Genomic DNA, 25,406 nt, shown 5'->3' with positions numbered 1-25,406 from the left:
GATGCTCTCGCGTCCGGTCGGTCCGAGACGAGGGCCCGCTGCACAGCCTGACCTCCGGGAGGGCGTGCCGCGCCAACCACGTCTCCTGAAAGAGACGGGTTGCGTGCAATGCTCAGACTTGGAATGACGCTGATCTGGATCGTCACCGCCGCGCTGGCGATCGTGGTGATCACCCTGCCGGTCAGCCTCCAGGCCCAACTCTTCGCCGTTCTTTTCGTGCTCGGCGTCATGGTGGTGCTGAAGGTTCTGGATCTCGGCGGCGTCTGGCGTCTCGTGGCCCTGGCGCTCGGCACGTCCATCGTCCTGCGCTACGTCTACTGGCGCACCACTTCGACGCTGCCGCCGGTGAACCAGCTCGAGAACTTCATTCCCGGCATTCTTCTCTACATCGCCGAGATGTACAGCGTCTTCATGCTGGCGCTCAGCCTCTTCGTGGTGGCGCAGCCCGTGCCCTCGCGGCCGACGCGCGGGCTGGATGCGGGGCGCGAGCCGCCGCATGTCGACATCTTCATTCCCACCTACAACGAGCCGCCCAAGCTCCTCGCCAACACGATCGCCGCCGCGCTGTCGCTGAACTATCCGCGCGACCGCTTCACGGTCTGGCTGCTGGACGACGGCGGCACGGACCAGAAGCGCCAGTCCGACGACGTGGCGAGCGCGCAGGCCGCCGAGCAGCGCTTCCACGAGCTGAACCGGCTCTGCGAGGAACTCGGCGCGCGCTATCTCACCCGCGCGCGCAACCTTCAGGCCAAGGCCGGCAATCTCAACAACGGCATGGCCCATTCCACCGGCGAGCTGATCGCCGTGTTCGACGCCGACCACGCCCCGGCGCGCGACTTCCTCGTGGAAACGGTCGGCTATTTCGAGGACGACCCGCGCCTGTTCCTGGTGCAGACGCCGCATTTCTTCCTCAACCCCGATCCGCTGGAGCGCAATCTCCAGACCTTCGCCAAGATGCCCTCCGAGAACGAGATGTTCTACGGCATCATCCAGCGCGGGCTCGACAAGTGGAACGCCGCCTTCTTCTGCGGCTCGGCGGCGCTGCTGCGGCGCGAGGCGCTGAACGAGACGGGCGGCTTCTCCGGGATTTCCATCACCGAGGATTGCGAGACGGCGGTGGAGCTGCACAGCCGAGGCTGGAACAGCCTTTATGTCGACAAGCCGTTGATCGCGGGGCTCCAGCCCGCCACCTTCGCCTCCTTCATCGGGCAGCGCTCGCGCTGGGCGCAGGGCATGATGCAGATCCTGTTCTTCCGCTTCCCGCTCCTGAAGCGCGGCCTCTCGTTTCCGCAGCGCCTTTGCTACATGTCCTCGACGCTGTTCTGGCTGTTTCCGTTTCCGCGCCTGATGTTCCTCATCGCGCCGCTCTTCTACCTCTTCCTCGACCTGCAGATCTTCACGGCGTCCTCGGGCGAGTTCGTGGCCTACACGCTCACCTACATGGCCGTGAACCTGATGATGCAGAACTACATGTACGGCTCGTTCCGCTGGCCCTGGATTTCCGAGCTCTACGAATACGTCCAGAGCGTCCATCTCCTGCCGGCGGTGGTCTCGACCATTCTTCATCCGCGCAAGCCGACCTTCAACGTCACCGCCAAGGACGAGTCGATCGTCGCGAGTCGCGTGTCGGAGATCGGCTTTCCCTTCTACGTCATCTTCGCGGTGCTTCTGGTGGGCGTCGGCGTCACCGCCTGGCGCGTCGTCAACGAGCCCTATCGCGCCGACCTGACGCTGGTGGTCGGCGCCTGGAACGTCCTCAACCTCCTGATCGCCGGCTGCGCGCTCGGCGTCGTGTCGGAGCGCGGCACGCCGAGCCTGTCGCAGCGCATTTCGCTCAAGCGCCGCTGCGAGGTCGCCTTCGGCGAGGCGGTGGTCGCGGGCGGCATCGAGGACGTGTCGGTGTCCGGCGCGGCGATCCGCATCGCGGGCGCGCCGCCCGCCGGGCTCGGGCGCGACGCGATGGCGACGCTGCGCCTGAAGGTGGACCGGGAACTTGGTGGCGACACGATCCCGATCAAGGTGAAGGGCATCCGGCGCGAGGGCGACGCCACCGTGCTCGGTTGCGCCTTCGTCACGCAGGGCGCCCATCACCACCGGCTGGTCGCCGACCTCATCTTCGCCGATTCCGGCCAGTGGCAGCTCTTCCAGCGCCGCCGCCGCCGCAATCCCGGCCTGTTCATGGGCTCGCTCTGGTTCTTCGCGGTCTGCTTCTACCAGACGTTCCGGGGCCTTGGTTATCTCGTCCGGGGAACAGGGCGGCGGCCCGAACCCGGCCGCCCGGCGAAGGAGGCGCATTGATGACCGTCCGTCCGTCCCTGCGCGCGCTTCCTCGCGCGCTCGCGCTTCTGGCTTCGCTGAGCACGGTCGCGCTCGTGTCCGCTGCTTCTGCGCAGCAGCCCGCGCCCTTCGACATGAGCCCGGAGCGCGGCACGGCGTCCCCTTCGACCGGGGCCCCTTCGAGCGCGCCCCCCGCGAGCGCGCCCGCCATCACCGCACCGGCAGGGAACCCGCCGGCCAGCCGGCTTGATGCCGGCGCGCCGCCGTCCTCCGCGAACCCGGCACCGGCCGAAGCCCCGAGCGCGGCCTCGCCCACGCCCTCTGCCGCGCCTTCCGCCGCGCCCGCCGCTCGCACCGCGCCACCGCCGCCCTTCCAGGCCGGGGCCGCCCCATCGCCCCAGCCCGCGCCGGCGGTGCGCCAGACGCCCGCGCTCGCCGCTCCGCCAGCGGCCACGCCATCCCCCGCCGCGCCCGCTGCCGCCACTGCCGCGCCCCAGAGCGCCCCCCCAAGCGCGTCCCAGCGCGCGCCTTCCGGCGCGTCGGCCCGGCCCGCCGCCACGGATGCCGGCAATTGGAAGCGCCATCTGATCGCCGGGCCGGAACTGTCCCTGTCGGGCGAGATCGACCGGCGGCGCTGGTCGATCCCGCTCACGCGCGAGGAGGCGAACGCGCCGGCGACGCTGCGGATCGCCTATCAGAACGCCATTTTCGTCGCGCCCGAAGCCTCGCATCTGCGCGTTTTCATCAACGACACGAGGCTGATCGAGGAGCCCGTCGCCTCGCCCTCCACGGTGCGCGAACTCGCCGTGCGCGTGCCCGAGGGGCTCCTGCGGCCGGGTCTCAACACGATCACCGTGGAAAGCGACCTGCGCCACCGCACGGACTGCACGATCCGCTCCACCTTCGACCTGTGGACCGAGATCGATTCGGCCCGCAGCGTCCTCGAATTTTCCGGCACGCCCGCCGCCTTCGGCCCGCGCCGGCTCGACGACCTGCGCGCCACGGGGCTCGACGCGAGCGGGCAGACGCGGCTTCGTGTGCTCGCGCCCGACGGCGACGCGCCGGACGCCGCCGAGCCGCTTCTGCGCCTGACGCAGGGCCTGTCGCTCCTGACGGCCATGCCGAACCAGCGCGTCGAGATCGTGCAAGGGACCGCGCCCCCCGCCGAGCCGGGCGTTCTGGACGTCGCCTTCGGACCGGCCGCCGCGCTTGCGCCGCTCGTGCCCGACCTGCCGGCCTCCGCCGGGGCGGGCACGACGCTCGCCTTCCTGCCCGGGCCGGAGGGGCGCCCGCGCCTCGTCGTCACCGGGCCCAACTGGCAGGACGTCATGGCCGGGGCCGAGCGCATCGTGGCCTTTGCGGGCGGCAGCGATCTGACGCCGCGCCCAGCGATCGCCAACCCCGCGCTGCGCACGCCCGACGCGCCGCTGGTGCGCGAGGGCGGAACGGTCACGTTCCGCGATCTCGGCGTGCCCTCGCAGGAATTTTCCGGCCGGCGCTTCCGCACCGAATTCGCCGTGGCGGTTCCCGGCGACTTCTTCGCCGAAGCCTATGGCGAGGCGCTCTTGCGCCTCGACGCGGCCTATAGCGCGGACATCCGGCCGGGCAGCGAGATCAATGTCTATGTCAACGGCAACATCGCCACCACGCTGCCGATCGGCGGCGGGGGCCGGGGCATTCTCGACGCCTTCCCGCTGAAGGTCACGATGCGGCACCTGCGCCCCGGCGCCAACACGATCGCGATCGAGGCCAATCTCCAGACCGAGGCCGACGAGGTCTGCGCCCCGGGCGCGACGGCGGGGGGGCCGGTGCGCTTTGCCCTGTTCGACACGTCGCGGATCGAGATTCCGACCTATGCGCGCATTGCCCGCGTGCCCGATCTCGCCGCCATGCAGGGCGTCGGCTTTCCCTATAACCGCGCCGAGGAGCCGGTGACGCTGGTTCTGGGGGACGACCGCATCGCCGAGCTGGATACGGCCGCGACCTTCCTGTCGCGCCTGACCTTCGCCGCCGGCCGGCCCTTTCCGATCGATCTCGGCAGCGTGCAGGGCCAGCCCAGAAACGGCAACGCGATCTTCATCGGCACGCCGCGCCAACTGCCGCCCGCCGTTCTCGCCAAGGCCAATATCGACCCCGCGAGCGCCGCGCTCTGGGGCGGTCAGGCCCCCGCGCCCGACCAGCCCGCGACGCTCTCGCTGGAGCGCTGGCGCGAGCAGTTCGGCGAGGACAGTGGCTGGCGCTCGGTTCTCCAGCCGATCGGCGACTGGATGCGCTCGACCTTCGACATCGAGCAGGACGGGCTGCGCTTCCTGCCCGGCAGCACCGAGCCGCTCGCGCCCGGCCCGGACGCGACGCTTCTTATCGGGCAGGGCGAATCCCCGACCCCCGGCTATGTCTGGACCGTGGTCTCCGCGCCGACCACCGAGGCGCTGCGGCGCGGCGTCGCCGACATCGCCGGCGAGGCGAACTGGGTGCAGCTCGCCGGCCATGCCACCACGGTCGACGGCAGCACCGGGCGCTTCGTGGTGGAGCGCGTGGGCGAAGCGAGCTTCCTGCCCTCGCAGCCCTTCTCGCTCGCCAACCTGCGCCTGATCGTGGCCAATTGGTTGTCGGAAAACGTCCTCGCCTATGCCACCCTGATCGTGCTCGTGGCCCTCTTGCTCGGCCTGTCCACGACGGTCTTCGTTCGCTCGCTGGGGCAGAAGTGATGGCGCTGACGCATGTCCTGCCGGGTCTCGTTCTCGCCGCCACGCTGCCTTTCGCGAGCGCCGGCGCCGCCGCGCCGCTCGTGCCGCCCGCCGCCTGGGAGAGCTACCGCGCCAGCTTTCTCGACGCCTCGGGGCGCATCATCGACACCGGCAATGGCGGCATCAGCCACAGCGAGGGGCAGGGCTATGGCCTGCTTCTGGCGGTGCTCGCCGACGATCCCGCCAATTTCGACCGGATCTGGAGTTTCACGCGCACCGAGCTTCTCCTGCGCGACGACGGGCTCGCCGCCTGGCGCTGGTCGCCCGGCGAGACGCCCCATGTCACCGATCTCAACGACGCCTCGGATGGCGACATCCTGATCGCCTATGCGCTCGGCCGGGCCGGCGAGGCCTGGGGCCGGGACGATCTGACGCAGGCCGCTCGCACGATCGCCGAGGCGATCGGCAGCCGGCTCCTGTTCGAAAGCGAGGGGCAGGTTCTCCTGCGGCCGGGCGCGGCGGGCTATGGGCGCGAGGACCGGCCGGACGGCCCGGTGGTCAATCTGTCCTACTGGGTCTACGAGGCGCTGCCGGTTCTGGCGCGCCTCGCCCCGTCCTACGACTGGTCGGGCCTCGATGCGGGCGGCCGCGCGCTTCTCGCCACGGTTCTGGAGGGCGGCAGCCTGCCGCCGGAATGGCTGTCGGTGGCCCGCCGCCCGAAGCCGGCGGACGGCTTCGCGCCGGAATTCGGCTACAACGCCCTGCGCATTCCGCTTTATCTCCTGCGCGCCGGGGAAACCGGCGAGGGACTGCTGCGGCCTTTCGTCACCGGCATGACCGGGCCGGACGGCGCGGTGCGGCTGGTGGACCTCAAGACCGGCGCGACGGTGGCGAGCCTGACCGACCCCGGCTACCGGATTCTGCCGGCGGCGGTCCAATGCGTGCTCGACCGGACGCCCGTTCCCGAACCGCTGCGCGCCTATGCGTCAACACTTTATTATCCATCCACGCTGCATCTTCTGGTTATGGCGTTTCTCACCGAACAGCGACCGGAATGTTTGCGTTGAAGACCACGGCGGCTCTGGGCGCCGCGGCCAGCTTTGCCCTGCTCATCCAGGGGTCGCAGAGCGGCTTCCCGCCGAACTGGCCGGCTTTGTTCGCCGCCCATGCGCCGGCGGCCTCGCAGCCCGTCGCCCACGGCCCGCACAAAATCGCGCGCGAGCCCCAGCGCGTGGCGGACATGGCGCCTAGCCTTCCCGGCCCGTCCGCGCCCGCTCCGCCGAAACCCGCTCCCGTCCCGTTTCTGACGGCGCAGGCTCCCGGGGCGACGGGTGCGTCGGGCGCGTCTTCGCCGGCTTCGACATCCTCCGGTGCCGCCCCCGCGCCGCGCACGCAAGGCAGCGCGCCGGCGGCCTCCGCCTCGGCCGCCAGCGCCGACGCCGCCGCGCAGCCCGAGATCGACCTGACGGCGCTGCGCTATTTCGCCCAGCAGGGCGACATGCGCCGCGTGGAGGCCGAGATCGCGCGCCTTCGCGCCCTCTACCCGAACTGGCGCCCGCCGGAGAATCCGCTCGACGTGCAGCCGGTGGGCGACCCCGAGCTCGACCGCATCTGGAAGCTCTATTCCGAAGGGCGCTATGCCGAAGCGCGCGAGGCGATCGCCGCGCGGCAGGAAAGCGAAGCGGGCTGGCAGCCGCCGCAGGATCTTCTGACACGCCTCGACCTCGCCGAATCCCGCGCGCGCCTCGTCAACGCGTCGAACCTTCAGCAATTCGACACGGTGGTGCGTCTCGCCACGGACAATCCGAGCCTTCTGACCTGCTCCGACGTCGACGTGCTCTGGCGCCTCGCGCGCGCCTTCGTCGGCACCGACCGGCCGGAGCGCGGGCGCGACGCCTATCTCTATATTCTGACCAATTGCGACAACACGGGCGAGCGCCTCGCCACGATCCAGATGGCGAGCCAGTTCCTGCCGCGCGCCGATCTCGACCCGCTTCTGGCGACCGAGCGCAAGACCCCGCAGGGCGTCGGCGAGTTCCAGGCCGTGCGCGACGATCTCGCCCGCCGCAGCTTCGCCGCCGCCGCCAACGATGCCGGCGTCACCGTCCTGCCCTCGGACCTCGAGACGATGCGCGCGCTCGCCGGGCCGAACGGCAAGCCCTCCGATCTGGAGCTTCTGGGCTGGTATTCGCTCCGCCGGGGCGATCTGGCCGATGCGCTCGATCTCTTCGGGCGCGCCCGCGCCAAGGAAGACTCGCAGAGCATTTCGCAGGGCTACGCCCTGTCGCTGATCCCGCTCGGCCGCTACGGCGAGGCCGAGGAGGCGATGGCCCCCTGGCGGGACAAGTCCGACGGGGCGCGGGCCGTGTATCTCGCCGCCGCCGCCAATCTCTTGGCTTCGCTCAGCGGCCAGCCGGTGGACCCCGCCGTTCTCGCCCGCATCGTGCCGGCGGTCGGCGCGGCGCGCGATGCGGCGAGCGCGCAGCAGCTCGGCTGGTACGCCTATGCGCTGAACCAGTTTCCGACCGCCGCGCAATGGTTCGAAACGGCGCTCGGCTGGAAGCCTTCGGACGAACAATCGGCCTATGGGCTCGCCCTCGTGCGCCAGCGCGTCGGCGACCGCGCCGGGCTCGCCGCGCTTCAGCGCCAGTGGGGCGGGCGCTCGCCGCGCATCGCCGCGATCGGTCGCCCGGATCAGGCCGAGGTCGCCGCCGCCCAGGCCGCGCGCGAGCGCAGCGGCGGCCCGCCGCCCGCGCTGGTCGCCGGCACCGCGCCGATGGTCGCGGGCATGGCTACGCCCGCCGGCACGGCGGCTCCGAGTCCGATGCCCCCCGGCACGATGCAGATGGGCACGCCCTCCAACATGATGCCCATGGGCACGGCGCCGATGATGGTGGCGCCTTCGGTTGCCTCGTCGCCCGCACCTGCCGCCACCGCCTATGCCGCCGCGCCCTCGCTCGCCGCGCCCTTGCCGGTGCAGACCATGGCGCCGAGCGAGGCCGCGCCGGCGATGGCGATGGTCGCGCCTGTCGAGGCCGAGCCCGTCCAGCGCGTGCGCGCGCCGGTTCGCCGCGCCGCCGAGCCAGCCGCGACCGTCGCATCCGCCGCGCCGGTCGCCTCAGCCGCCCCTGCCGCGCGAGGCCGTGCCGGTCGCTGCGCCCAGACGGGCCGCGACCCCGGAACGCTCGCGCCCGACGCGGCGATGGCGCAGGGCTGGTGTCTTCTCGATCTCGACCGCTCGCTGGAAGCGGCGGCCTATTTCGAAAGCGCCGCCCGGCGCGGCGAAGGCCAGACGCGCCAGGACGCCGCCTATGGCGAAAGCCTCGCCTATCTGCGCATCGGCGTGTCCGACCGTGCCGCCGTGGCGGCCAGCCGCGCGCCGCAGCCGGCCCGCCGCCGCACTGAACTCGACGTCGCCATTCTGAGCGCGCGGGCGACCAGTGCCTATGAAGCGCGCCGTCCGGTGGAAACGCTCCAGGCGCTGGACGAGCGCGCGCGCCTTGCGCCCGAGCGGCTCGATCTCATGGTGCTGCGCGGCTACGCCTATCTGGAACTGCGCCGCTTCGGCGATGCCGAGCGCGTGTTCTCCGCCGTCTCGCGCACCGGCAACCGCGAGGGCGCGCGCGGCCTCGAAGCCGTGCGCCAGGCGCTCGGCCAATATCCGAACGGCGGCTGAGAACCGCTCTTCGCGGGCATTGATGACCGTCCGAACCGCCCGCCGGAGACGGCTCGACGGGCCCTCTCGCCGTGATCATCGTTGCCGATGCTTTGTCGGCGTCGGTTGCGTTTGACACCTCGAACGCGACGAAAAACCCTCGCCGACCCTTTGCCGGGTGCCGCTCGACCTGGGCTCGAAGCGAAGCGCGCGATCCTTCGCGGCATGGCCGGAGCATGGCCCGGCACGCGTTGCCTTTCCCTCGCGCTCGGCGCTGGCGCCGCGTCGGCGGACCCGTGGCCGAGAGGGGCGATGGAGCGGGTTTATCGAAAGGATCGCGAGGGCTCGAAGCGTCGGGACGACAGGGGAGGGGGAGGGTTGCACGCATTCCGCTCCTGTCCCTCGCTCGGCCCGCTCGGGACGGTCCGCCGAAGCCGCGCGCCTCCCTTTCCGCCGAGCGCGACCGCGCGCCGGATGTCGTTGCGAGGGCAGCGGGCTCGACCGGCCAGCCCTCCACGAAAAAGGGCCATGCTTTCGGCATGGCCCCGATCATTGCTGCGGTGTCGGACGCCTCAGGCGCTCATCTTCTCGAAGTCGGCGTCGAGGTCGAGATCGAGACCCCGGACGGGCGCCTTCTCCGGCGTGGCGCTGTCCCGCGCGGGGCGGGGCGCGGGCTGGAAGCTCTGCGCCTTGGCCTGAAGGGCGCGCACGTCTTCGGCGGCCGCCGCCTTCGGCGCGGCGGCCTTGGGGGCGGGCACGGGTACCACCGCCGGGGTCGCGGCGCCGGTTCGGAAGAAGCGCGTGCCGTCCTGAAGGCGGCGCACCTCGGCCGAAAGCTCGTCCGCCGTCGCGGCCATCTCGCCGGCCGCGCCGGCATTGGACTGCGTCACCTGATCGAGCTGGCCGATCGCCTGGTTGATCTGCTCGATCCCGATCGACTGCTCGCGGCAGGCGGCCGAGATTTCCGAGACGAGTTCGGCCGTCTTCTGAATGTCGGGCAGAAGCGCGTTCAGCATCTGGCCGGCTTCTTCCGAGGTGAGAAGCGACTGCGTGGACAAGGTGCCGATCTCGCTCGCCGCCGCCTGGCTGCGCTCGGCGAGCTTGCGCACTTCCGAGGCCACGACGGCGAAACCCTTGCCGTGCTGGCCGGCGCGCGCGGCTTCGATCGCGGCGTTCAGCGCCAGAAGATCGGTCTGGCGCGCGATTTCCTGAACGATGCGGATTTTCTCCGCGATGGTGCGCATGGCCTCGACGGAGGCCGTGACGGCGGTGCCGGACTTTTCCGCGCTCGCGGCGGCCTGCACGGCGATCTTTTCGGTGGTCGTGGCATTGTCGGCATTCTGGCGCACATTGGCGCTCATTTCTTCGATCGCCGCCGAGGCCTGCTCGGACGCCGCCGCCTGCTCGCTCGAACCCGCCGAAAGCCGCTCGGCCGTCGCGGCCGATTGGGTCGATCCGGCCGCGACCTTGCCGGAGGAGGCGGTGACGACCTGAGCATAGTCCGACAGCTTGTCGCTCATGGCGTTCATCGCGCCCAGAAGGTCGTCGATCTCGTCCGATTGTCCGGCCCGCACGCGTTGCGTCAGGTCGCCCTCGCCGATCGCGTTGGCGAGCCGCACGGCGACGTTCAGCCGGCGCGCGATGGAAAGCGCGATCCAGGCCGCTGCGCAGCCGCCAAGCACCACGGCGCCGCTGACCAGCGCGATCAGCGTCAGGCGCGTCGTCTCGAAGGCCTGCGACGAGTTCGAAAGATAGGTTGCGGCCGATCGCGCGGCCTCGTTGCCGAGGGCCTCGAAACGCTGGGCGGCAGCCTCGGCCTTCGGGCGCTGCTGGGTTTCGATGAGGACATGCGCCCGCGCCATCCAGTTGGCGACGCCGATATCGGCCGCCGCGCGCATCTGCTGGAAGGTCTGGCCCCAGGCGGTCTGGAGCGCGCCGATCTGGGGGGCGAGCAGGGGCAGGCTCGTTCCCAGCGACGTGAGATCGCCGCGAATCTCGGCATCGAGCGCAGTCAGCCGGTCGCTGGCCTTGGCGATCACGGCATCGTCGGACAGGGCCAGCGCGCGCGCCATCTGCAGGCGCGCGTCGAGGATCGAGGTCATGACGCGCTGGATCGCCTCGCGCGCCGCGAGCGTGTCGAGCCGCGTCGTCTTCAAGCCGTCCTGCAGCGCCCTCAGCGCCGTCACCAGCGCGGCAACCGGCTCCTCCGTCGTCCTGATGCCATTTTCGGTCGCCGCGACATTGGCTTGCTGCCCGGCTGCCAGGGTCGCGTCCGACACGGTTCTCAGTTCGGCGAGCATCGGCTCCAGATCGGCGAAGGACTGCCGTTCTTCGGTCGTCATGCCGCTCATGATCTCGGCGAGATTGGTCTGGATGGACTGCCAGTTCCGCTCGTATTCGGAGGCGAGCTTGCGCAGCGTTTCGGGATCGTTGGACTCGACGGAGGCCAGGATATCGCGTCGGACCACGTTCAGCGCATTCTTGATGTCGCCGCTTTCGTCGACCTGACGGAACGGACCTTCGGCGAAATCGCGGAACATCTCGTTGGTGCGCGACAACGACGACACGCCGAAATAGCCGGCCGCTCCCGTCAGGATCAGGATTGCTCCGAAACTTGCTCCCAATTTCAGCTTGACGCTGAGGCGCATGAACCCACTCCGGTGGAGCCGCACCTTATGGGGCGACGAGATTGCGGTTGGCCAAATTCTTAGGCGTACAGCTTTAATTTACATTAAGCTTACGGCCATTTTACTGAACCTAACCCAATATGGACTTTGACGTTTTTCACCCAATCCCCGAGCGGCAGGTCGTTTTCCGGAGAGTTGGAGCCGTCCGGCTCGACTCGTCCGGGCGTCCTGAGGAAACGGGCTCGATCGAGCGGGCCTTGCGAGCGGCGGTTTTCGAAGTCGAAATCTTCCTCGCCCGCTGGCCGAGCCCGACGCCCGGTTTCCTCCAGGGCATCGGCTGCCCGCCGATCGAGGGCCATTTCTAGGCCAGGCCGATGCGCGAGGAGCAGGTCGGCGCCGTTCTGGTCGAGCCGATCGAAACCCGCCGGCTCGCCGCAGCTTGCGGCATGACGCGTCGAATGCGCCCTGCGAGGTTGCGGCGCTTGTCGCCGGGGCGTCCCAGGCTCTAGCCTCGGCTCCATGCGCCAAGCGGAGCCCCGATGCAGATTCGCCATCTCCAGTATTTCGTGACGCTGGCGCGGGTCGGCCATTTCCGGCGCGCCGCCGAAAGCTGCGGCGTGTCGCAGCCGACGCTGTCGGCCGGCATCGCCTCGCTCGAAACCTCGCTCGGCGTCGAGCTCGTGCGCCGCGACCGGCGCTTCGTCGGGCTGACGGCGGAAGGCGAGGGGGCGCTGCCCTGGGCGCAGCAGGTGCTGCACGACTGGGACGGGCTTCTGAACGCCGCCGGGCGCCCCGGCCTCGCCTTGACCGGGCGGCTGCGGCTCGGCGTCATCCCCGCCGCCATGCCGGCCGCCGGCGTCCTGCCGCCGGTTCTGGCGCTCGACCATCCCGAATTGCAGCCGGTGATCCTCTCCATGACCTCGCGCGAGATCGAGCGCGCGCTCCATGCGCACGATATCGACGGCGGCATCACCTATCTAGAGAACGAGCCGCTTTCGGGGGTCATCAGCTGGACCTTCTACGAGGAGCGCTACCTCCTCGCCACGCCCGCCGACGGGCCGTTCAAGGACCGCAGCTCCGTGTCCTGGACGGAAGCGGCCGCCGTGCCGCTCTGCCTCCTGACCCGCGACATGCAGAACCGGCGCATTCTCGATGCCCAGATGGCGCGCGTCGGCGCACAGGTGCGCCCGCGCGCGACCGCCAATTCCTACACCGCGCTTCTCTCCATGGTCAGGCTCGGCGGCCTGTCCTCGATCCTGCCCCATCCCCACGCCCGCAGCGCCGAGCGCGACCCCGCGATCCTGGTTCTTCCCTTCGACGATCCGTCGCCGCCGCAGGCCGTGGGCCTCGTGGTGCTCGATCGCCATCCGATGTCCGCGCTGACGCGCGCCGTGCTCGCCTCGGTCCGCTCGGCCGAATTCCGCCGTCGCATCGAACCGCTGCGACAGCCCGAAACGGCGCTTTGATAGATAAGTCCTATCAGCGATTGATCCGCCTATGTTTGACTCGTTCTAATTTTGCCTCGACCTTCCCCGGATAAGAGGGGCACGACCGGAGGGTCGAAGCCTCGTCGCCATTTGGGGGAGAGATCGATGAGTTCAGCCGCCGACGCAGCGCGACCACCGGGCGTGGGGTTTCTCGACCGTGAGAACACGGTCGCCAAAGCCGGCTTCAACCGCTGGCTGATCCCGCCCTGCGCGCTCGCCATTCACTTGTGCATCGGCATGGCCTACGGCTTCTCGGTGTTCTGGCTGCCCCTGTCGCGCGCCCTCGGCGTCAGCCAGGCCGTCGCCTGCGAGGGCATGACCCTCGCCACCGCCCTGTTCACGACGACGTGCGACTGGCGCGTGTCGGACCTCCTCTGGATGTACACGCTGTTCTTCGTGGTGCTCGGCGCCGCCGCCGCCATCTGGGGCGGCTGGCTGGAGCGGGCGGGTCCGCGCAAGGCCGGTCTCGTCGCGGCCGTGTGCTGGTGCGGCGGCATGGTGATCTCGGCCCTCGGCATCTACGTTCACCAGCTCTGGCTGATGTGGCTGGGCTCCGGCCTTATCGGCGGCATCGGCCTCGGGCTCGGCTACATCTCGCCGGTCTCGACCCTGATCAAGTGGTTTCCCGATCGGCGCGGCATGGCGACCGGCATGGCGATCATGGGCTTCGGCGGCGGCGCGATGATCGGCTCGCCCCTGGCCGACATCCTGATGCGCCATTTCGCGAATGCGGAAGGCGTCGGCGTCTGGCAGACCTTCCTGGTTCTTGCCGCCGGCTATTTCGTCTTCATGGTGGCTGGCGCGCTCGGCTACCGCGTGCCGCCCGAGAACTGGCGCCCCGCCGGCTGGACGCCGCCCGCTGCGACCGGCAACCGCATGATCGCCACCGGCGACGTGCATCTGAAGGACGCGCACAAGACGCCCCAGTTCTGGCTGATCTGGACCGTGCTCCTCATCAACGTGACGGCTTCGATCGGCCTGATCGGCGTCGCCTCGCCCATGCTGCAGGAAATCTTCGGCGGCCGCCTGATCGGCGCGGACGGCGTCGCCTTCCTGAACTTCACGCCCGAGCAGCGCACGGCAGCCGCAGCGGTCGGTGCCGGTTTCGTCGGCCTCGTCTCGCTGTTCAACATCGGCGGGCGCTTCTTCTGGGCGTCCTTCTCCGACAAGCTCGGCCGCAAGACCATGTATGCGGTGATCCTGGCGCTTGGCATCGCGCTCTACGCCGTGCTGATCCCCTTCGCGGCGTCGAGCAGCCTTCTCTTCGTCTTCGTCGCGTCCTTCTGCGTGATCGCCTCCATGTATGGCGGCGGCTTCGCCACCGTGCCGGCCTATCTGGCCGACGTGTTCGGCACCAAGTTCGTCGGCGCCATCCATGGTCGCCTGCTCACCGCATGGTCGCTGGCCGGCATCTTCGGCGGTCTCATCACCGGCAATATCCGCGACGCGCAGATCGCGTCCGGCGTGCCGCGCGAAGCCGTCTATCAGCCGATCTTCTTCACCATGGCGGCGCTGCTGGCGGTCGGCTTCGTGGCCAACCTCCTGGTGCGGCCGGTGGCGGAGAAGTGGCAGATGCGCCAGGAGGCCAAGGGCGCGGCCAAGCCGAAGCTCGCCACCGTCGGCGCCACCGCGATGCCCGTCGGCGGCGACTACGGCATCGGACGCGGCGGCGTCAGCGGCCCGGCCGTGATCGCCTGGCTCGCGGTCGGCCTGCCGCTCCTCTGGGGCGTCTACATCACGCTCATGAAGGCGACAGCCCTCTTCTAGAGCCAAGTCCCGGCCGGCGCGGCTCCACCCGCGCCGGCCCCTGATCCTTTCGGGAGACCCACATGCTCGATTCCGCACGGCGCTCCGCACCCTTCGACCGCGAACGGCTCGATGAGATCATCGCCGCCCACAAGAACCGGGCGGGCGCGCTCCTGCCGATCCTTCACGACGTCCAGGCCGAGTTCGGCATGGTGGACGACGCCACCGTGCCCGTGATCGCCGAGGCGCTGAACCTCTCGCGCGCCGACGTGCACGGCGTTCTGACCTTCTATCACGACTTCCGCCGCCAGCCGGCGGGTCGCACCGTCGTCAAGATCTGCGCCGCCGAGGCCTGTCAGGCGGCGGGCGGGCGCAAGCTGCAGGCCGCCGCCGAGCGGCTTCTCGGCGTGCCCATGGACGGCACGACGGGCGACGGCGCGGCGACGCTGGAGCCGGTCTATTGCCTCGGCCTCTGCTCCGTCGCCCCCGCCGCCATGGTGGACGGCAAGCTCCACGGCCGCCTGTCGGAAGACCGGCTCACCACCATCATCGAGGAGGCGATCCGATGAGCACGCCCATCCGCATCTTCGTGCCGCGCGACGCGGCCGCCGTCGCCGTCGGGGCCGACGAGGTCGCCGCCGCCTTGGCCGCATCCGGTCAGGCCATCGAGATCGTGCGCACCGGCTCGCGCGGCATGCACTGGCTGGAGCCGCTGGTCGAGGTCGAAACGCCGGAGGGGCGCATCGCCTACGGCCCCGTCGCGACGGGCGACGTCGCCTCGCTTCTCGCCACCGGCTTTCTGGAAGGCGGCGCGCATCCGCTCTGCATCGGGCGGCCGGAGGAACATCCGTTCCTGGCGCGCCAGACCCGCTCCACCATGGCGCTCTGCGGCGTGGTCGATCCGCGCTCGGAAAGCGATTACGCCGCCCATGGCGGCTGGCGCGGCCTGAAAGCCGCGCTCGGGATGGATGCCGAGGCGCGCGTCAAGACGGTGGCGGCCTCGGGCCTGCGCGGTCGCGGCGGCGCGGGCTTCCCGACCGGCATCAAATGGGACACGGTGCGCCGCGCCGTGGCCGATCAGAAATACGTGGTCTGCAACGCCGACGAGGGCGATTCCGGCACGTTCGCGGACCGGATGACCATGGAAGGCGATCCGTTCCGGCTGGTCGAGGGCATGGCCATCGCCGGAATCTCGGTCGGGGCGACCTACGGCTACATCTATATCCGCTCCGAATACCCCCACGCGATCGAGGCGATGGAAGAGGCCATTCTCGGCGCGCGCCGCGCCGGGTGGCTCGGTGCGTCGGTCGGCGGCTCCGGGCTCGGTTTCGACATGGAGGTGCGCGTCGGCGCGGGCGCTTATGTCTGCGGCGAGGAGACCTCGCTCCTCAATTCCATCGAGGGCAAGCGCGGCATCGTGCGCGCCAAGCCGCCGCTTCCCGCGCTTCAGGGCCTGTTCGGCATGCCGACGGTGGTCAACAACGTCCTGTCGCTCGCCGCCGTCCCCGCGATCTTCTCTGAGGGACCGGAAGCCTACGAGCGGCTCGGCTTGGGGCGCTCGCGCGGCACCATGCCGGTGCAGCTCGCCGGCAACGTGAAGTATGGCGGCCTCGTCGAGGTGCCCTTCGGCATCACGCTCGGAGAGCTGGTCAACGAGATCGGCGGTGGCACGGCGTCCGGCCGTCCGGTGCGGGCCGTGCAGGTCGGCGGCCCGCTCGGCGCCTACTTTCCCCCCTCGCTCTTCGACACGCCCTTCGACTACGAGGAATTCGCCAAGCGCGACGGCCTGATCGGCCATGGCGGCATCACCGTCTTCGACGACACGGTCGACATGGCCCACATGGCCCGCTTCGCCATGGAGTTCTGCGCGGCGGAAAGCTGCGGCAAGTGCACGCCCTGCCGCATCGGCGCCGTGCGCGGCGTCGAGACGGTGGACCGCATCCTCGCCAAACGCGAGGCGCGCCAGCCGGTCGGCGCCGAACTCACGCTGCTCGCCGATCTCTGCGACACGATGAAGTTCGGCTCGCTCTGCGCGCTCGGCGGCTTCACGCCCTATCCCGTGACCAGCGCCATGACCCATTTCCCGGAAGATTTCGACCTCGATGCCCGCCGCTTGCCGGCCGGTCTCCAGGCGGCGGAATAAGGAGGACGTCCCCATGTCTCTCGTTCCCGAAACCGATTACGGCACGCCCGCCCGTCACGCCGACAAAAACGTGACCCTCACCATCGACGGGGAGACGATCTCCGTTCCCCTCGGCACGAGCTTGATGCGCGCGGCCGCCGAGATGGGCACCAAGATCCCGAAGCTCTGCGCGACCGATAGCCTCGAGCCCTTCGGCTCCTGCCGCATGTGCCTCGTCGAGGTCGAGGGCATGCGCGGCACGCCGGCCTCCTGCACGACGCTGGTGGCGGAAGGCATGGTGGTGAAGACGCAGACCGACCGGCTGGCGAAGCTGCGCCGGGGCGTCATGGAGCTCTACATCTCCGACCACCCGCTGGACTGCCTGACCTGCTCGGCCAATGGCGACTGCGAACTTCAGGACACGGCCGGGGAAGTGGGCCTTCGCGAGGTGCGCTACGGCCAGCATGGCGAGAACCATGTCCACCCCCATGAGCACGGTGCCCCGAACCCGCTCTTCATGGAGAAGGACCTCTCCAACCCCTATTTCCAGTACGACCCCTCCAAGTGCATCGTGTGCTCGCGCTGCGTGCGGGCCTGCGAGGAGGTGCAGGGCACCTTCGCGCTGACGATCGCCGGCAGAGGATTCGACAGCCGCGTCAGCCCGAGCCAGGGGCAGGATTTCTTCTCCTCCGAATGCGTCTCCTGCGGCGCCTGCGTGCAGGCCTGCCCGACGGCGACGCTGATGGAGAAGTCTGTCGTCGCCATGGGCGTGCCGGAGCATTCCAAGGTCACGACCTGCGCCTATTGCGGCGTCGGCTGCTCCTTCAAGGCCGAGATGCGCGGCGAAGAGCTGGTGCGCATGGTGCCGTGGAAGGACGGCAAGGCGAACCACGGCCATTCCTGTGTCAAGGGCCGCTTCGCCTATGGCTATGCCAACCACCGCGAGCGCATCACCTCGCCGATGATCCGCGCCTCCACGTCCGAGCCCTGGCGCGAGGTCTCGTGGGAGGAGGCGATCGCCCACACGGCCTCCGAGTTCAAGCGCATCCAGGGCAAATACGGGCGCAATTCCGTCGGCGGCATCACCTCGTCGCGCTGCACGAACGAGGAGACCTTTCTCGTCCAGAAGCTGATCCGCGCCGGGTTCGGCAACAACAATGTCGACACCTGCGCGCGCGTCTGCCACTCGCCGACGGGCTATGGCCTGAAGACGACGCTCGGCACCTCGGCCGGCACGCAGGACTTCGATTCCGTCGAGGAAGCCGACGTCATCCTCGTGATCGGCGCCAATCCGACGGACGGGCACCCGGTCTTCGCCAGCCGCATGAAGAAGCGCCTGCGCGAAGGGGCGGACCTCATCGTCATCGACCCCCGCCGCATCGACCTCGTGAAGACGCCCCATGTCGAGGCCGCGCACCACCTGCCGCTGCGCCCCGGCACCAATGTCGCGGTGCTCACGGCCATGGCGCATGTGATCGTGACGGAAGGGCTGATCGACGAGGCCTACGTGCGCGAGCGCTGCGACCTCGAAGCCTTCCAGGCCTGGGCCGAGTTCGTCTCCGACGCCTCGCGCTCGCCGGAAGCCACGGAGCCGATGACGCGCGTGCCGGCGGACGACCTTCGCGCCGCCGCAAGGCTCTACGCCACCGGCGGGCGCGCCGCGATCTATTACGGTCTCGGCGTCACGGAGCACTCTCAGGGCTCGACCACCGTCATGGCGATCGCCAACCTCGCCATGGCCACCGGCAATATCGGCAAGCGCGGCGCCGGCGTGAACCCCTTGCGCGGCCAGAACAACGTGCAGGGCGCCTGCGACATGGGCTCCTTCCCGCACGAATTGTCGGGCTATCGCCACGTGTCGGACGACACGGCGCGCGCCCTGTTCGAGACCATGTGGGGCGTCGAACTCGACGACGAGCCGGGCATGCGCATTCCCAACATGCTGGACGCCGCCGTCGAGGGCGAGTTCAAGGGCATCTACATCCAGGGCGAGGACATCCTCCAGTCCGACCCCAACACGCGCCATGTCACGGCCGGCTTGGCTGCGATGGAATGCGTCGTGGTGCAGGACCTGTTCCTGAACGAGACCGCCGTCCACGCCCATGTCTTCCTGCCGGGCTCGACCTTCCTCGAAAAGGACGGCACCTTCACCAATGCCGAGCGTCGCATCCAGCGCGTGCGCCGCGTGATGAAGCCGAAGAACGGCTATGCCGACTGGGAAATCACCCAGTTGCTCGCCAACGCCCTCGGCTTCCCCATGAATTACAGCCACCCGTCCGAGATCATGGACGAGATCGCGGCGCTCACCCCGACCTTTGCCGGCGTCTCCTACGAACGGCTGGAGGCGGAATCGCTGCAATGGCCGGTGAACGAGAAGGCCCCGCTCGGCACGCCCCTGATGCACATGGAAGGCTTCGTGCGCGGCAAGGGTCTCTTCGTCGTCACCGAATATGTGCCGACGGACGAGAAGGTCGGCCCGCGCTTCCCGCTGCTCCTCACCACGGGCCGCATCCTGTCGCAGTACAATGTCGGCGCGCAGACCCGGCGCACCGAGAACGTGATGTGGCACGAGGAGGACCTCCTCGAAATCCACCCGCATGACGCGGAGGAGCGGGGCATCCGCGAGGGCGCCTTCGTCAAGGTGGCGAGCCGGGCCGGCGACACGACGCTGCGCGCGAAGATCACCGATCGCGTGGCGCCGGGCGTCGTCTATACGACCTTCCACCACCCCCTGACGCAGGCGAACGTCGTGACGACGGACTACTCGGACTGGGCCACCAACTGCCCGGAATACAAGGTGACGGCTGTGCAGGTCTCGCCCTCCAACGGCCCGACGGACTGGCAGGAGCGCTACAACTCCTTCGCGGAAACCTCGCGCCGCGTGGCGCAGGCGGAGCCCGCCGAATGAGCGGCGCGGAGGGAACGCATGGCGGCGAGGCCGAGCGCCTCGTCATCATGGTCAATCAGGTCTCGCAGTTCTTCGAGAGCCAGGCGCATGAACCGGGCGTGTTGGGGATCGCCGACCATGTCGCGGCCTTCTGGACGCCGCGCATGCGCGAGATGATCTTCCACCATCTCGACGCGGGCGGCGAAGGCCTGCGCCCCCTGGCAAAGGAAGGGCTGGAATCCCTGCGCGCCCGCCCGCCGAAAGCCGCGCGCAAGCGGCTCCAAGCGGCCGGCGGCATCTCGGTCGGCACGGAGCGGGGCTCGGACGCGGGCTGAGAGCGGCAAAGGCGGGCGATGGACGGCCGAAAGATCGTCCCTCGCCCCCAACCGGTCCTGCGCGCGGGCGAGTCGTCGGGTTCGGCGCCGAGGCCACGCGACGAATTCTTCGACCAGCCCGCCCAATTCCCGAGCGGGTTCACAGGTCGCCCAACGAAAAGCGATGGTCTCCGGCGCCTCGCCGACCGGCTGGCCGGGTCCCGGCCGTCGTGAGGACGGCGAGGACCTGAGCAGCTCGACCGTCCCCAACGAAAAACGCCCCTGCCGGGGGAGGACCGGCAAGGGCGTCAGGGGTAAGCCGGCGGTGGGAGGAACCGTTCGGCTTGAACGCCTCGGCCGGGGGAGGACCGGCGAAGGCGAAAGGGTGAAACTGTTAGCGGACCGACTGGCGGGCGATGGCCGGGATGTCGGCGCGCGAGATGCCGAGGTCGGAGAGTTCGCGCTGCGACAGGCGGTTCAGTTCGGCAGCCGTGTTGCGATACTGGCGCCAGTTGCTGAAGGAGCGAGCGAGGGACATGGGGTTTTCCTTTTCGATCCCGGCCTCTCATCGGTGGTGGCCGGTGTTTCTTTGTTCTTCCGATGGGCAGAACCTACGCGCCCCGCGCATTCGGGAGTAGCGCAAAGCTCGAAGAGGAGCCTTGCGCTGGACGGATATCGAAGTTTTGCAGTCGAGCCATGCGATGATCGCATGGGTGCGAAGCGATGCGGAGGGCGCGTGACCATGGAGGGTTCGGGCACTCGCGGCCCCACGCATCGCCCGATCCCTCAGGCTTCGATCAGGTCGATCCCCGCTGCGCGCAAAGGCGCCAACTGATCGGCCGGCAGGCCCGGTTCGACCACCAGCGTCGCGATCTCGGCGAGCGGCAGGATGCGATAGGGCGAGGCGGCGCCGAGCTTCTCGCGCGTCGCGAGCACGATGGTTTCCGCGGCCTGACGCGCGATCAGGCGCTTGATCGCCGCTTCCTCGCCGTCGCCCGTGGTCGCGCCCGTGTCGGCGTGAAGGCCGGTGACGCCCATGACGTAGCTGTCCAGGCGAATGCGCGAGATCGCCTCGGCGCTCGCCGCGCCCATCGCGACCACCGAATGCTTGAACAGGCGCCCGCCGATCAGCTCCACCTCCACCAGGGGATGCCGGGCAAGCTCCACGGCGACGCTCGGGCTGTGCGTGACGATCGTGGCGCTGAGATCATCCGGCAGATGGCGGGCGAGATGGACATTGGTCGTGCCGCCATCGAGAAACACGATCTGCCCCGGGCGGATCAGCCGGGCGCTCGCGCGGGCGAGAGCCATCTTGGCCGCCGAGCCGGTTTCCTCGCGCGCCTTGAAATCCGCGACGGCGGGCGAAGCGGGCAGGGCGCCGCCATGAACGCGTTGGAGCAGGCCTTCGCCGGCCAGCTCGCGCAGATCGCGGCGGATCGTGTCCTCGGACAGGCCCAGTTCCTGGCTGAAGGCCTTGGCCACCAGTCGCCCGTCCCGCCGCAAAAGGTCGAGGATTCGCGCCTTGCGCTCGCTGGTCAGCATGATCCCTCCCCCGATCCCTGTGTTGCACGAAATTTCTTGACTCTGCACGAGGCTGCACGAATGCTTACGCCCATCGCCGCGTCGGGACAAGGGATCCGCGCGGGTTCGACGAAAGAGGGTCTCGTGAGCATCGCCCATCGCATTCGCGTCGAGGACGTCACCGTCCTGTCCGACGACTGGTTCCTTCTGAAGAAGACGCGGCTGTCCTTCCAGCGCGCCGACGGCAGCTGGCAGCAGCAGTCGCGCGAGACCTACGACCGGGGCAACGGGGCGGTGATCCTCCTTTACGATCTCGCCCGGCGCACCGTGATCCTCGTCCGGCAGTTCCGCTATCCCGCCTTCGTCAACGGGCATGACGACCTCCTGATCGAGGCGCCCGCCGGGCTTCTCGACCGGGCCGAGCCGGAAGCGCGCATCCGCGCGGAAACCGAGGAGGAAACGGGGTTTCGCGTGCGCGAGGTCCGGCCCGTCTTCGACGCCTTCATGAGCCCCGGCTCGGTGACGGAGCGGCTGCATTTCTTCGTCGGCGCCTACGAGCCGGGCGACCGGAGCGCAGCCGGCGGCGGTCTGGAAGCCGAGGGCGAGGATATCGCGGTTCTGGAACTTAGCATCGACGAGGCGCTCGCCATGGTCGCATCCGGCGCGATCCGCGACGGCAAGACGATCATGCTCCTGCAATATGCCGCGCTCCACCTGTTTCCCGCATCGGCGGGCGAGGCGGGGCCGGCCGCCCGGCAGGCGGCTTAGAACCGGGACCAAAACCTCGCGGGGGTCGGCTGGTCGGATCTTTTCGCCGTCCGAGGGCGAGCCACGTGTCTCGCCCGTCCTCCGGACCGTCGCGAATGCTCGCCGATGCCGACCTCGCATCGACTGCGCTTCGCTCATCGCCTAGGGGCGAAAATCTCTCGACCATCCTCCGCCCGGAGGTTTCGTCCCCGGCTCTCAGGCGGGGTGGACGGGGCGTAGGCCGAAGGGAAGGGGCGGGGCGCCCCCTCCCGAAAGCCGCGAGGTCAGCGCAGGAAGGCGAGGAGGTCCTCGTTTAGGCGGTCGGGCACCGTGGCGAAGAGGCCGTGCGGCTCGCCCTCGTATTCGATCAGCTTGGCGCCGGGGATCGCCTTGGCGGCGGCGTGGCCGGTCGGGCCGATCGGGACCGTGTCGTCGCCCGTGCCGTGGATCACCAGCGTCGGAATGGTGAAGGCGCGGAAGTCGGGGCGGAAGTCGGTCTTGCCGAAGGCGTCGACGCAGCGGATCGTGGCGAGCGGGCTCGCCATGACGCCGAGCACGAAGCTCCAGTCGAGAACGCCCTGGCTGACCGGCCGCGACAGGACGCCGACGCCGTAGAAGCTTTTCGCGAAGCTCTGGAGGAAGGCGAAGCGGTCCTTGCGGATCTGCGCCTTCATGTCCTCGAAGACGCTGGCGTCGACGCCGTCCGGATTGCTGTCGTCCTTCAGGAGATAGCCGGCGACCGAGGACACGAGCACGGCCTTGGAGATGCGCGCCGCGCCGTGGCGGCCGAGATAGCGGGCGATCTCGCCGCCGCCCATGGAAAAGCCGACGAGCGCCGCATCCTTGAGGTCGAGCCCGTCCAGAACGGCGGCGAGATCGTCGGCGAACGTGTCGTAATCGTAGCCGCTGGCGGGGTGGCCGGACTGGCCGAAGCCGCGCCGGTCATAGGTGACGACGCGAAAGCCGGCCTCGAGAAGGGCGAGGGTCTGGTACTCGAACATGTCGCCGGTGAGCGGCCAGCCATGGATCAGGACGACCGGCCGGCCCTGGCCCATGTCCTTGACGTGGATCTGCGTGCCGTCCTTGGATTCGATAGTGGCCATGCGTCGCTTCCTTTTGCTTGGGTCTGCCCCCAACCGCATGAGCCGCCGCATGTTCCAGAATTAAACCGTCGCCCTCCGGCTCCCGTCGTCGATCGGCTTTCGCTCAGGCCTCGTCATGCCCGTCCGCCTCGCCATGGGCGGCGTGGGTGTGGGCGTGGGTGTGGCGGGGCTGCGGCACGATCTTCAGCTCGCCATAGGACACGGCGCGCTGCGAGACGATCGTGTCGGCGAACTCGCGCAGCTCGTCCGAGCGGCCCTTCAAGACGCTGATCTCCAGGCATTGGTCGGCGTCGAGATGCACATGCAGCGAGGCGACGGATATGTCGTGATGGTGGTGGTGCGAGGTCGTCAGGCGACGGGCGAGATCGCGCGCCTCGTGATCGTAGACATAGCTGAGGACGCCGACGCAGTCCCGAATCTCGCCGGCCGCCGCCGCCGCGTCGCGCAGGCCGAGGCGCGTCAGGTCCCGGATCGCCTCGGATCGGTTGGGATAGCCGCCCGCCTCGATCATGCGATCCAGCTCGGCCATCAGCTCGTCATCGACGGTGATCGTGATTCTCTGCACGTCGTCATCCCGTGTTGCGGCGCGAAAAGGGCTGGACGAATCCGAAGTATGATGACTTCTACGAAAGTTCATACTTTTGGAAGCCCGGATACGATCGTGCGCCTTGTCTCGTCCCTCGCCCTCGCGCTCGGCCTCCTCGTCGGCTCGGCCTCCGTCGCGCCCGCGCAGGAGCGCCTGCGCTTCTCCTGGCCCGTCAATGTCGGTCCGCTCAACCCGCATCTCTATTCGCCCAACCAGATGTTCGCGCAAGGCATGGTCTACGAGCCCCTGGTGAAGTTCACCGGCGACGGCACGGTGAAGCCCTGGCTGGCGCAGTCCTGGGACGTGTCGGAGGGCGGCCGGGTCTATACGTTCCACCTGCGGCCGGGCGTCACCTTTTCCAATGGCGAGGCGTTCGACGCCGCCGCCGTGGTCGCAAACGTGGAGGCGGTGCTCGCCAACCGCGCGCGCCACGCCTGGCTGGAACTCGCCAACCAGATCCAGCGCGCCGAGGCGCTGGACGCGCTGACCGTGCGCCTGACGCTGCGCGAGCCCTATTACCCGGTTCTGGAGGAACTCGCCCTGCCGAGGCCCTTCCGCTTCGTCGCGCCCTCGCAATTCGTGAAGGGCGGCACGGTGGAGGGCATCGAGGCGCCGATCGGCACGGGCCCCTGGGTGCTCGCGGAAACGCGGCTCGGCGAGCACGACCTCTTCCGGCGCAACGAGCGCTATTGGGGCGAAAAGCCGGCGCTCGACGAGGTGGACGTGAAGGTCATTCTCGACCCCAACACGCGTGCCGTCGCGCTGGAAACCGGCGAGATCGACCTGATCTACGGCACGGACGGGCCGATCTCGCCCGACACGTTCGAGCGCTTCAAGGCCATGGGCCGCTTCACCACCGCGCTTTCGCCGCCGGTCGAAACGCGCGTCTTCGCGCTCAACACCAACCGGGGCGCGACGCGCGACCTCGCCGTGCGCAAGGCGATCAACCATGCCGTGGACAAGGACACGATGATCGCGACCGTGCTCTACGGCACGCAGACGCGCGCCGACACGCTGTTTTCGCCGAGCGTTCCCTATGCCGATCTCGGTCTTGCGCCCTATCGCCACGATCCCGCGCTCGCCAAGCGCCTTCTGGACGAGGCGGGCTGGACGGAAGGCGCGGACGGCACGCGCTCGCGCGGCGGCGAGCCGCTCCAGGTGGAGCTCTGCTTCATCGGCAACGACGCGGTTCTCAAATCCATGGCCGAGATCGTGCAGGCCGATCTGGCGGCGGTCGGCATTCGCGCGACCCTGGTGGGCGAGGAGGAAAGCAGCCTCTACGCACGCCAGCGCGACGGCCGCTTCGGCATGATCGTCAACCGCACCTGGGGCGCGCCCTACGATCCGCACGCCTTCCTCTCCTCCATGCGCGTGCCCTCCCATGCCGATTATCAGGCCCAGCTCGGCCTGCCCGACAAGGCGCGGATCGATGCCGAGATCGGCAAGGTGCTGGTCTCCACCGACGAGACGGAGCGCCAGGCCCTTTATCGCGACATCCTCACGAGGCTGCACGAGGAGGCGGTCTATCTGCCGCTGACCTTCGTCAACGCCATGGTCGTGGCCCGCCCCGAACTCGGCCCCATTCCCTTCGGCGCGCTCGCGAGCGAAATTCCCTTCGAGTCCATCCGGCCGGAGGCGCGCTGAGCC

Annotated in this window: 17 protein-coding genes; 12 read left to right on the top strand and 5 right to left on the bottom strand. The window is 69.4% G+C overall.

Annotated elements, in window-relative coordinates:
* Positions 1–108 precede the first annotated feature (108 nt).
* From bcsA to B146_RS24645, 4 genes are read left to right on the top strand one after another with little or no spacing between them, the layout of a single operon-like run.
* On the top strand, positions 109–2,298 hold the full coding sequence (bcsA, locus tag B146_RS0101130) for a UDP-forming cellulose synthase catalytic subunit (RefSeq protein ID WP_051091480.1): 2,190 nt from the start codon (positions 109–111) through the stop codon (positions 2,296–2,298).
* Positions 2,298–4,985 (top strand): cellulose biosynthesis cyclic di-GMP-binding regulatory protein BcsB, encoded by a 2,688-nt coding sequence (locus tag B146_RS0101125; protein ID WP_019994564.1) that lies wholly within the window; start codon positions 2,298–2,300, stop codon positions 4,983–4,985. The genes bcsA and B146_RS0101125 overlap by 1 nt, the downstream gene beginning before the upstream one ends.
* On the top strand, positions 4,985–6,031 hold the full coding sequence (locus B146_RS0101120; RefSeq protein ID WP_019994563.1) for a glycosyl hydrolase family 8: 1,047 nt from the start codon (positions 4,985–4,987) through the stop codon (positions 6,029–6,031). Before B146_RS0101125 ends, B146_RS0101120 begins: the two co-directional genes overlap by 1 nt.
* Positions 6,019–8,640 (top strand): hypothetical protein, encoded by a 2,622-nt coding sequence (locus tag B146_RS24645; RefSeq protein ID WP_019994562.1) that lies wholly within the window; start codon positions 6,019–6,021, stop codon positions 8,638–8,640. Before B146_RS0101120 ends, B146_RS24645 begins: the two co-directional genes overlap by 13 nt.
* 551 nt (positions 8,641–9,191) lie before the next feature.
* Here B146_RS24645 and B146_RS27475 read toward each other — a convergent pair.
* A complete protein-coding gene (locus B146_RS27475; RefSeq protein ID WP_019994561.1) occupies positions 9,192–11,267 on the bottom strand; it encodes a HAMP domain-containing methyl-accepting chemotaxis protein in 2,076 nt (691 codons plus the stop codon).
* Positions 11,268–11,785: 518 nt separating this feature from the next.
* Here B146_RS27475 and B146_RS0101100 point away from each other — a divergent pair.
* The 6 genes from B146_RS0101100 (at position 11,786) to B146_RS24635 (ending at position 19,823) form a co-directional block, all read left to right on the top strand.
* Positions 11,786–12,712, top strand: a complete 927-nt coding sequence (locus B146_RS0101100) for a LysR family transcriptional regulator (protein ID WP_019994559.1) — start codon at positions 11,786–11,788, stop codon at positions 12,710–12,712.
* A 126-nt stretch (positions 12,713–12,838) separates the two neighbouring features.
* Positions 12,839–14,500, top strand: a complete 1,662-nt coding sequence (locus B146_RS0101095; RefSeq protein ID WP_026358222.1) for an OFA family MFS transporter — start codon at positions 12,839–12,841, stop codon at positions 14,498–14,500.
* Between the two features lie 62 nt (positions 14,501–14,562).
* On the top strand, positions 14,563–15,048 hold the full coding sequence (locus B146_RS0101090; protein WP_019994557.1) for a formate dehydrogenase subunit gamma: 486 nt from the start codon (positions 14,563–14,565) through the stop codon (positions 15,046–15,048).
* Positions 15,045–16,622 carry a formate dehydrogenase beta subunit gene (locus B146_RS0101085; RefSeq protein WP_019994556.1) on the top strand — a complete coding sequence of 526 codons (1,578 nt, stop codon included), beginning with the start codon at positions 15,045–15,047 and terminating at the stop codon, positions 16,620–16,622. Before B146_RS0101090 ends, B146_RS0101085 begins: the two co-directional genes overlap by 4 nt.
* Positions 16,623–16,635: 13 nt before the next feature.
* Positions 16,636–19,509, top strand: a complete 2,874-nt coding sequence (fdhF, locus tag B146_RS0101080) for a formate dehydrogenase subunit alpha (protein ID WP_019994555.1) — start codon at positions 16,636–16,638, stop codon at positions 19,507–19,509.
* Complete coding sequence (locus B146_RS24635; RefSeq protein WP_019994554.1) at positions 19,506–19,823, top strand: formate dehydrogenase subunit delta; 318 nt, start codon at positions 19,506–19,508, stop codon at positions 19,821–19,823. The genes fdhF and B146_RS24635 overlap by 4 nt, the downstream gene beginning before the upstream one ends.
* A gap of 373 nt (positions 19,824–20,196) precedes the next feature.
* Here the strand turns inward: B146_RS24635 and B146_RS28185 are convergent, their stop codons facing one another.
* Both B146_RS28185 and B146_RS0101065 read right to left on the bottom strand, forming a co-directional pair.
* A complete protein-coding gene (locus B146_RS28185) occupies positions 20,197–20,340 on the bottom strand; it encodes a DUF1127 domain-containing protein (protein ID WP_019994553.1) in 144 nt (47 codons plus the stop codon).
* A 248-nt stretch (positions 20,341–20,588) separates the two neighbouring features.
* The gene (locus B146_RS0101065) at positions 20,589–21,344 is read right to left on the bottom strand and encodes a DeoR/GlpR family DNA-binding transcription regulator (protein ID WP_019994552.1); all 756 of its coding nucleotides are present in this window, start codon (positions 21,342–21,344) and stop codon (positions 20,589–20,591) included.
* 123 nt (positions 21,345–21,467) lie between these two features.
* Here B146_RS0101065 and B146_RS0101060 point away from each other — a divergent pair, with 123 nt between their 5' ends.
* Positions 21,468–22,091, top strand: a complete 624-nt coding sequence (locus tag B146_RS0101060) for an NUDIX domain-containing protein (RefSeq protein ID WP_040408154.1) — start codon at positions 21,468–21,470, stop codon at positions 22,089–22,091.
* Between the two features lie 263 nt (positions 22,092–22,354).
* Here the strand turns inward: B146_RS0101060 and B146_RS0101055 are convergent, their stop codons facing one another.
* Entirely contained in the window at positions 22,355–23,173 is an 819-nt protein-coding gene (locus tag B146_RS0101055) for an alpha/beta fold hydrolase (RefSeq protein ID WP_019994550.1), read from the bottom strand.
* Positions 23,174–23,276: 103 nt separating this feature from the next.
* Positions 23,277–23,738, bottom strand: coding sequence for a nickel-responsive transcriptional regulator NikR (nikR, locus tag B146_RS0101050; RefSeq protein ID WP_019994549.1), 462 nt, complete (start codon positions 23,736–23,738; stop codon positions 23,277–23,279).
* A gap of 96 nt (positions 23,739–23,834) precedes the next feature.
* Here nikR and nikA point away from each other — a divergent pair, with 96 nt between their 5' ends.
* The gene (gene nikA, locus B146_RS0101045) at positions 23,835–25,403 is read left to right on the top strand and encodes a nickel ABC transporter substrate-binding protein (protein ID WP_019994548.1); all 1,569 of its coding nucleotides are present in this window, start codon (positions 23,835–23,837) and stop codon (positions 25,401–25,403) included.
* Positions 25,404–25,406: the final 3 nt, after the last annotated feature.

The organism is Aureimonas ureilytica DSM 18598 = NBRC 106430 (assembly GCF_000382705.1).
Taxonomy (GTDB): domain Bacteria; phylum Pseudomonadota; class Alphaproteobacteria; order Rhizobiales; family Rhizobiaceae; genus Aureimonas; species Aureimonas ureilytica.
Note: the sequence above shows the minus strand (reverse complement) of the source record. Positions and strands in the feature narration are given on the sequence as shown.

Coding starts and splice junctions, on each gene's coding strand:
- B146_RS28185 (WP_019994553.1), bottom strand. CDS start 20,340: ATGTCCCTCGCTCGCTCCTTCAGCAACTGGCGCCAGTATCGCAACACG.
- B146_RS0101095 (WP_026358222.1), top strand. CDS start 12,839: ATGAGTTCAGCCGCCGACGCAGCGCGACCACCGGGCGTGGGGTTTCTC.
- B146_RS0101125 (WP_019994564.1), top strand. CDS start 2,298: ATGACCGTCCGTCCGTCCCTGCGCGCGCTTCCTCGCGCGCTCGCGCTT.
- B146_RS0101120 (WP_019994563.1), top strand. CDS start 4,985: ATGGCGCTGACGCATGTCCTGCCGGGTCTCGTTCTCGCCGCCACGCTG.
- B146_RS24635 (WP_019994554.1), top strand. CDS start 19,506: ATGAGCGGCGCGGAGGGAACGCATGGCGGCGAGGCCGAGCGCCTCGTC.
- bcsA (WP_051091480.1), top strand. CDS start 109: ATGCTCAGACTTGGAATGACGCTGATCTGGATCGTCACCGCCGCGCTG.
- B146_RS27475 (WP_019994561.1), bottom strand. CDS start 11,267: ATGCGCCTCAGCGTCAAGCTGAAATTGGGAGCAAGTTTCGGAGCAATC.
- B146_RS0101055 (WP_019994550.1), bottom strand. CDS start 23,173: ATGGCCACTATCGAATCCAAGGACGGCACGCAGATCCACGTCAAGGAC.
- B146_RS0101085 (WP_019994556.1), top strand. CDS start 15,045: ATGAGCACGCCCATCCGCATCTTCGTGCCGCGCGACGCGGCCGCCGTC.
- B146_RS0101100 (WP_019994559.1), top strand. CDS start 11,786: ATGCAGATTCGCCATCTCCAGTATTTCGTGACGCTGGCGCGGGTCGGC.
- fdhF (WP_019994555.1), top strand. CDS start 16,636: ATGTCTCTCGTTCCCGAAACCGATTACGGCACGCCCGCCCGTCACGCC.
- B146_RS0101065 (WP_019994552.1), bottom strand. CDS start 21,344: ATGCTGACCAGCGAGCGCAAGGCGCGAATCCTCGACCTTTTGCGGCGG.
- B146_RS0101090 (WP_019994557.1), top strand. CDS start 14,563: ATGCTCGATTCCGCACGGCGCTCCGCACCCTTCGACCGCGAACGGCTC.
- B146_RS24645 (WP_019994562.1), top strand. CDS start 6,019: ATGTTTGCGTTGAAGACCACGGCGGCTCTGGGCGCCGCGGCCAGCTTT.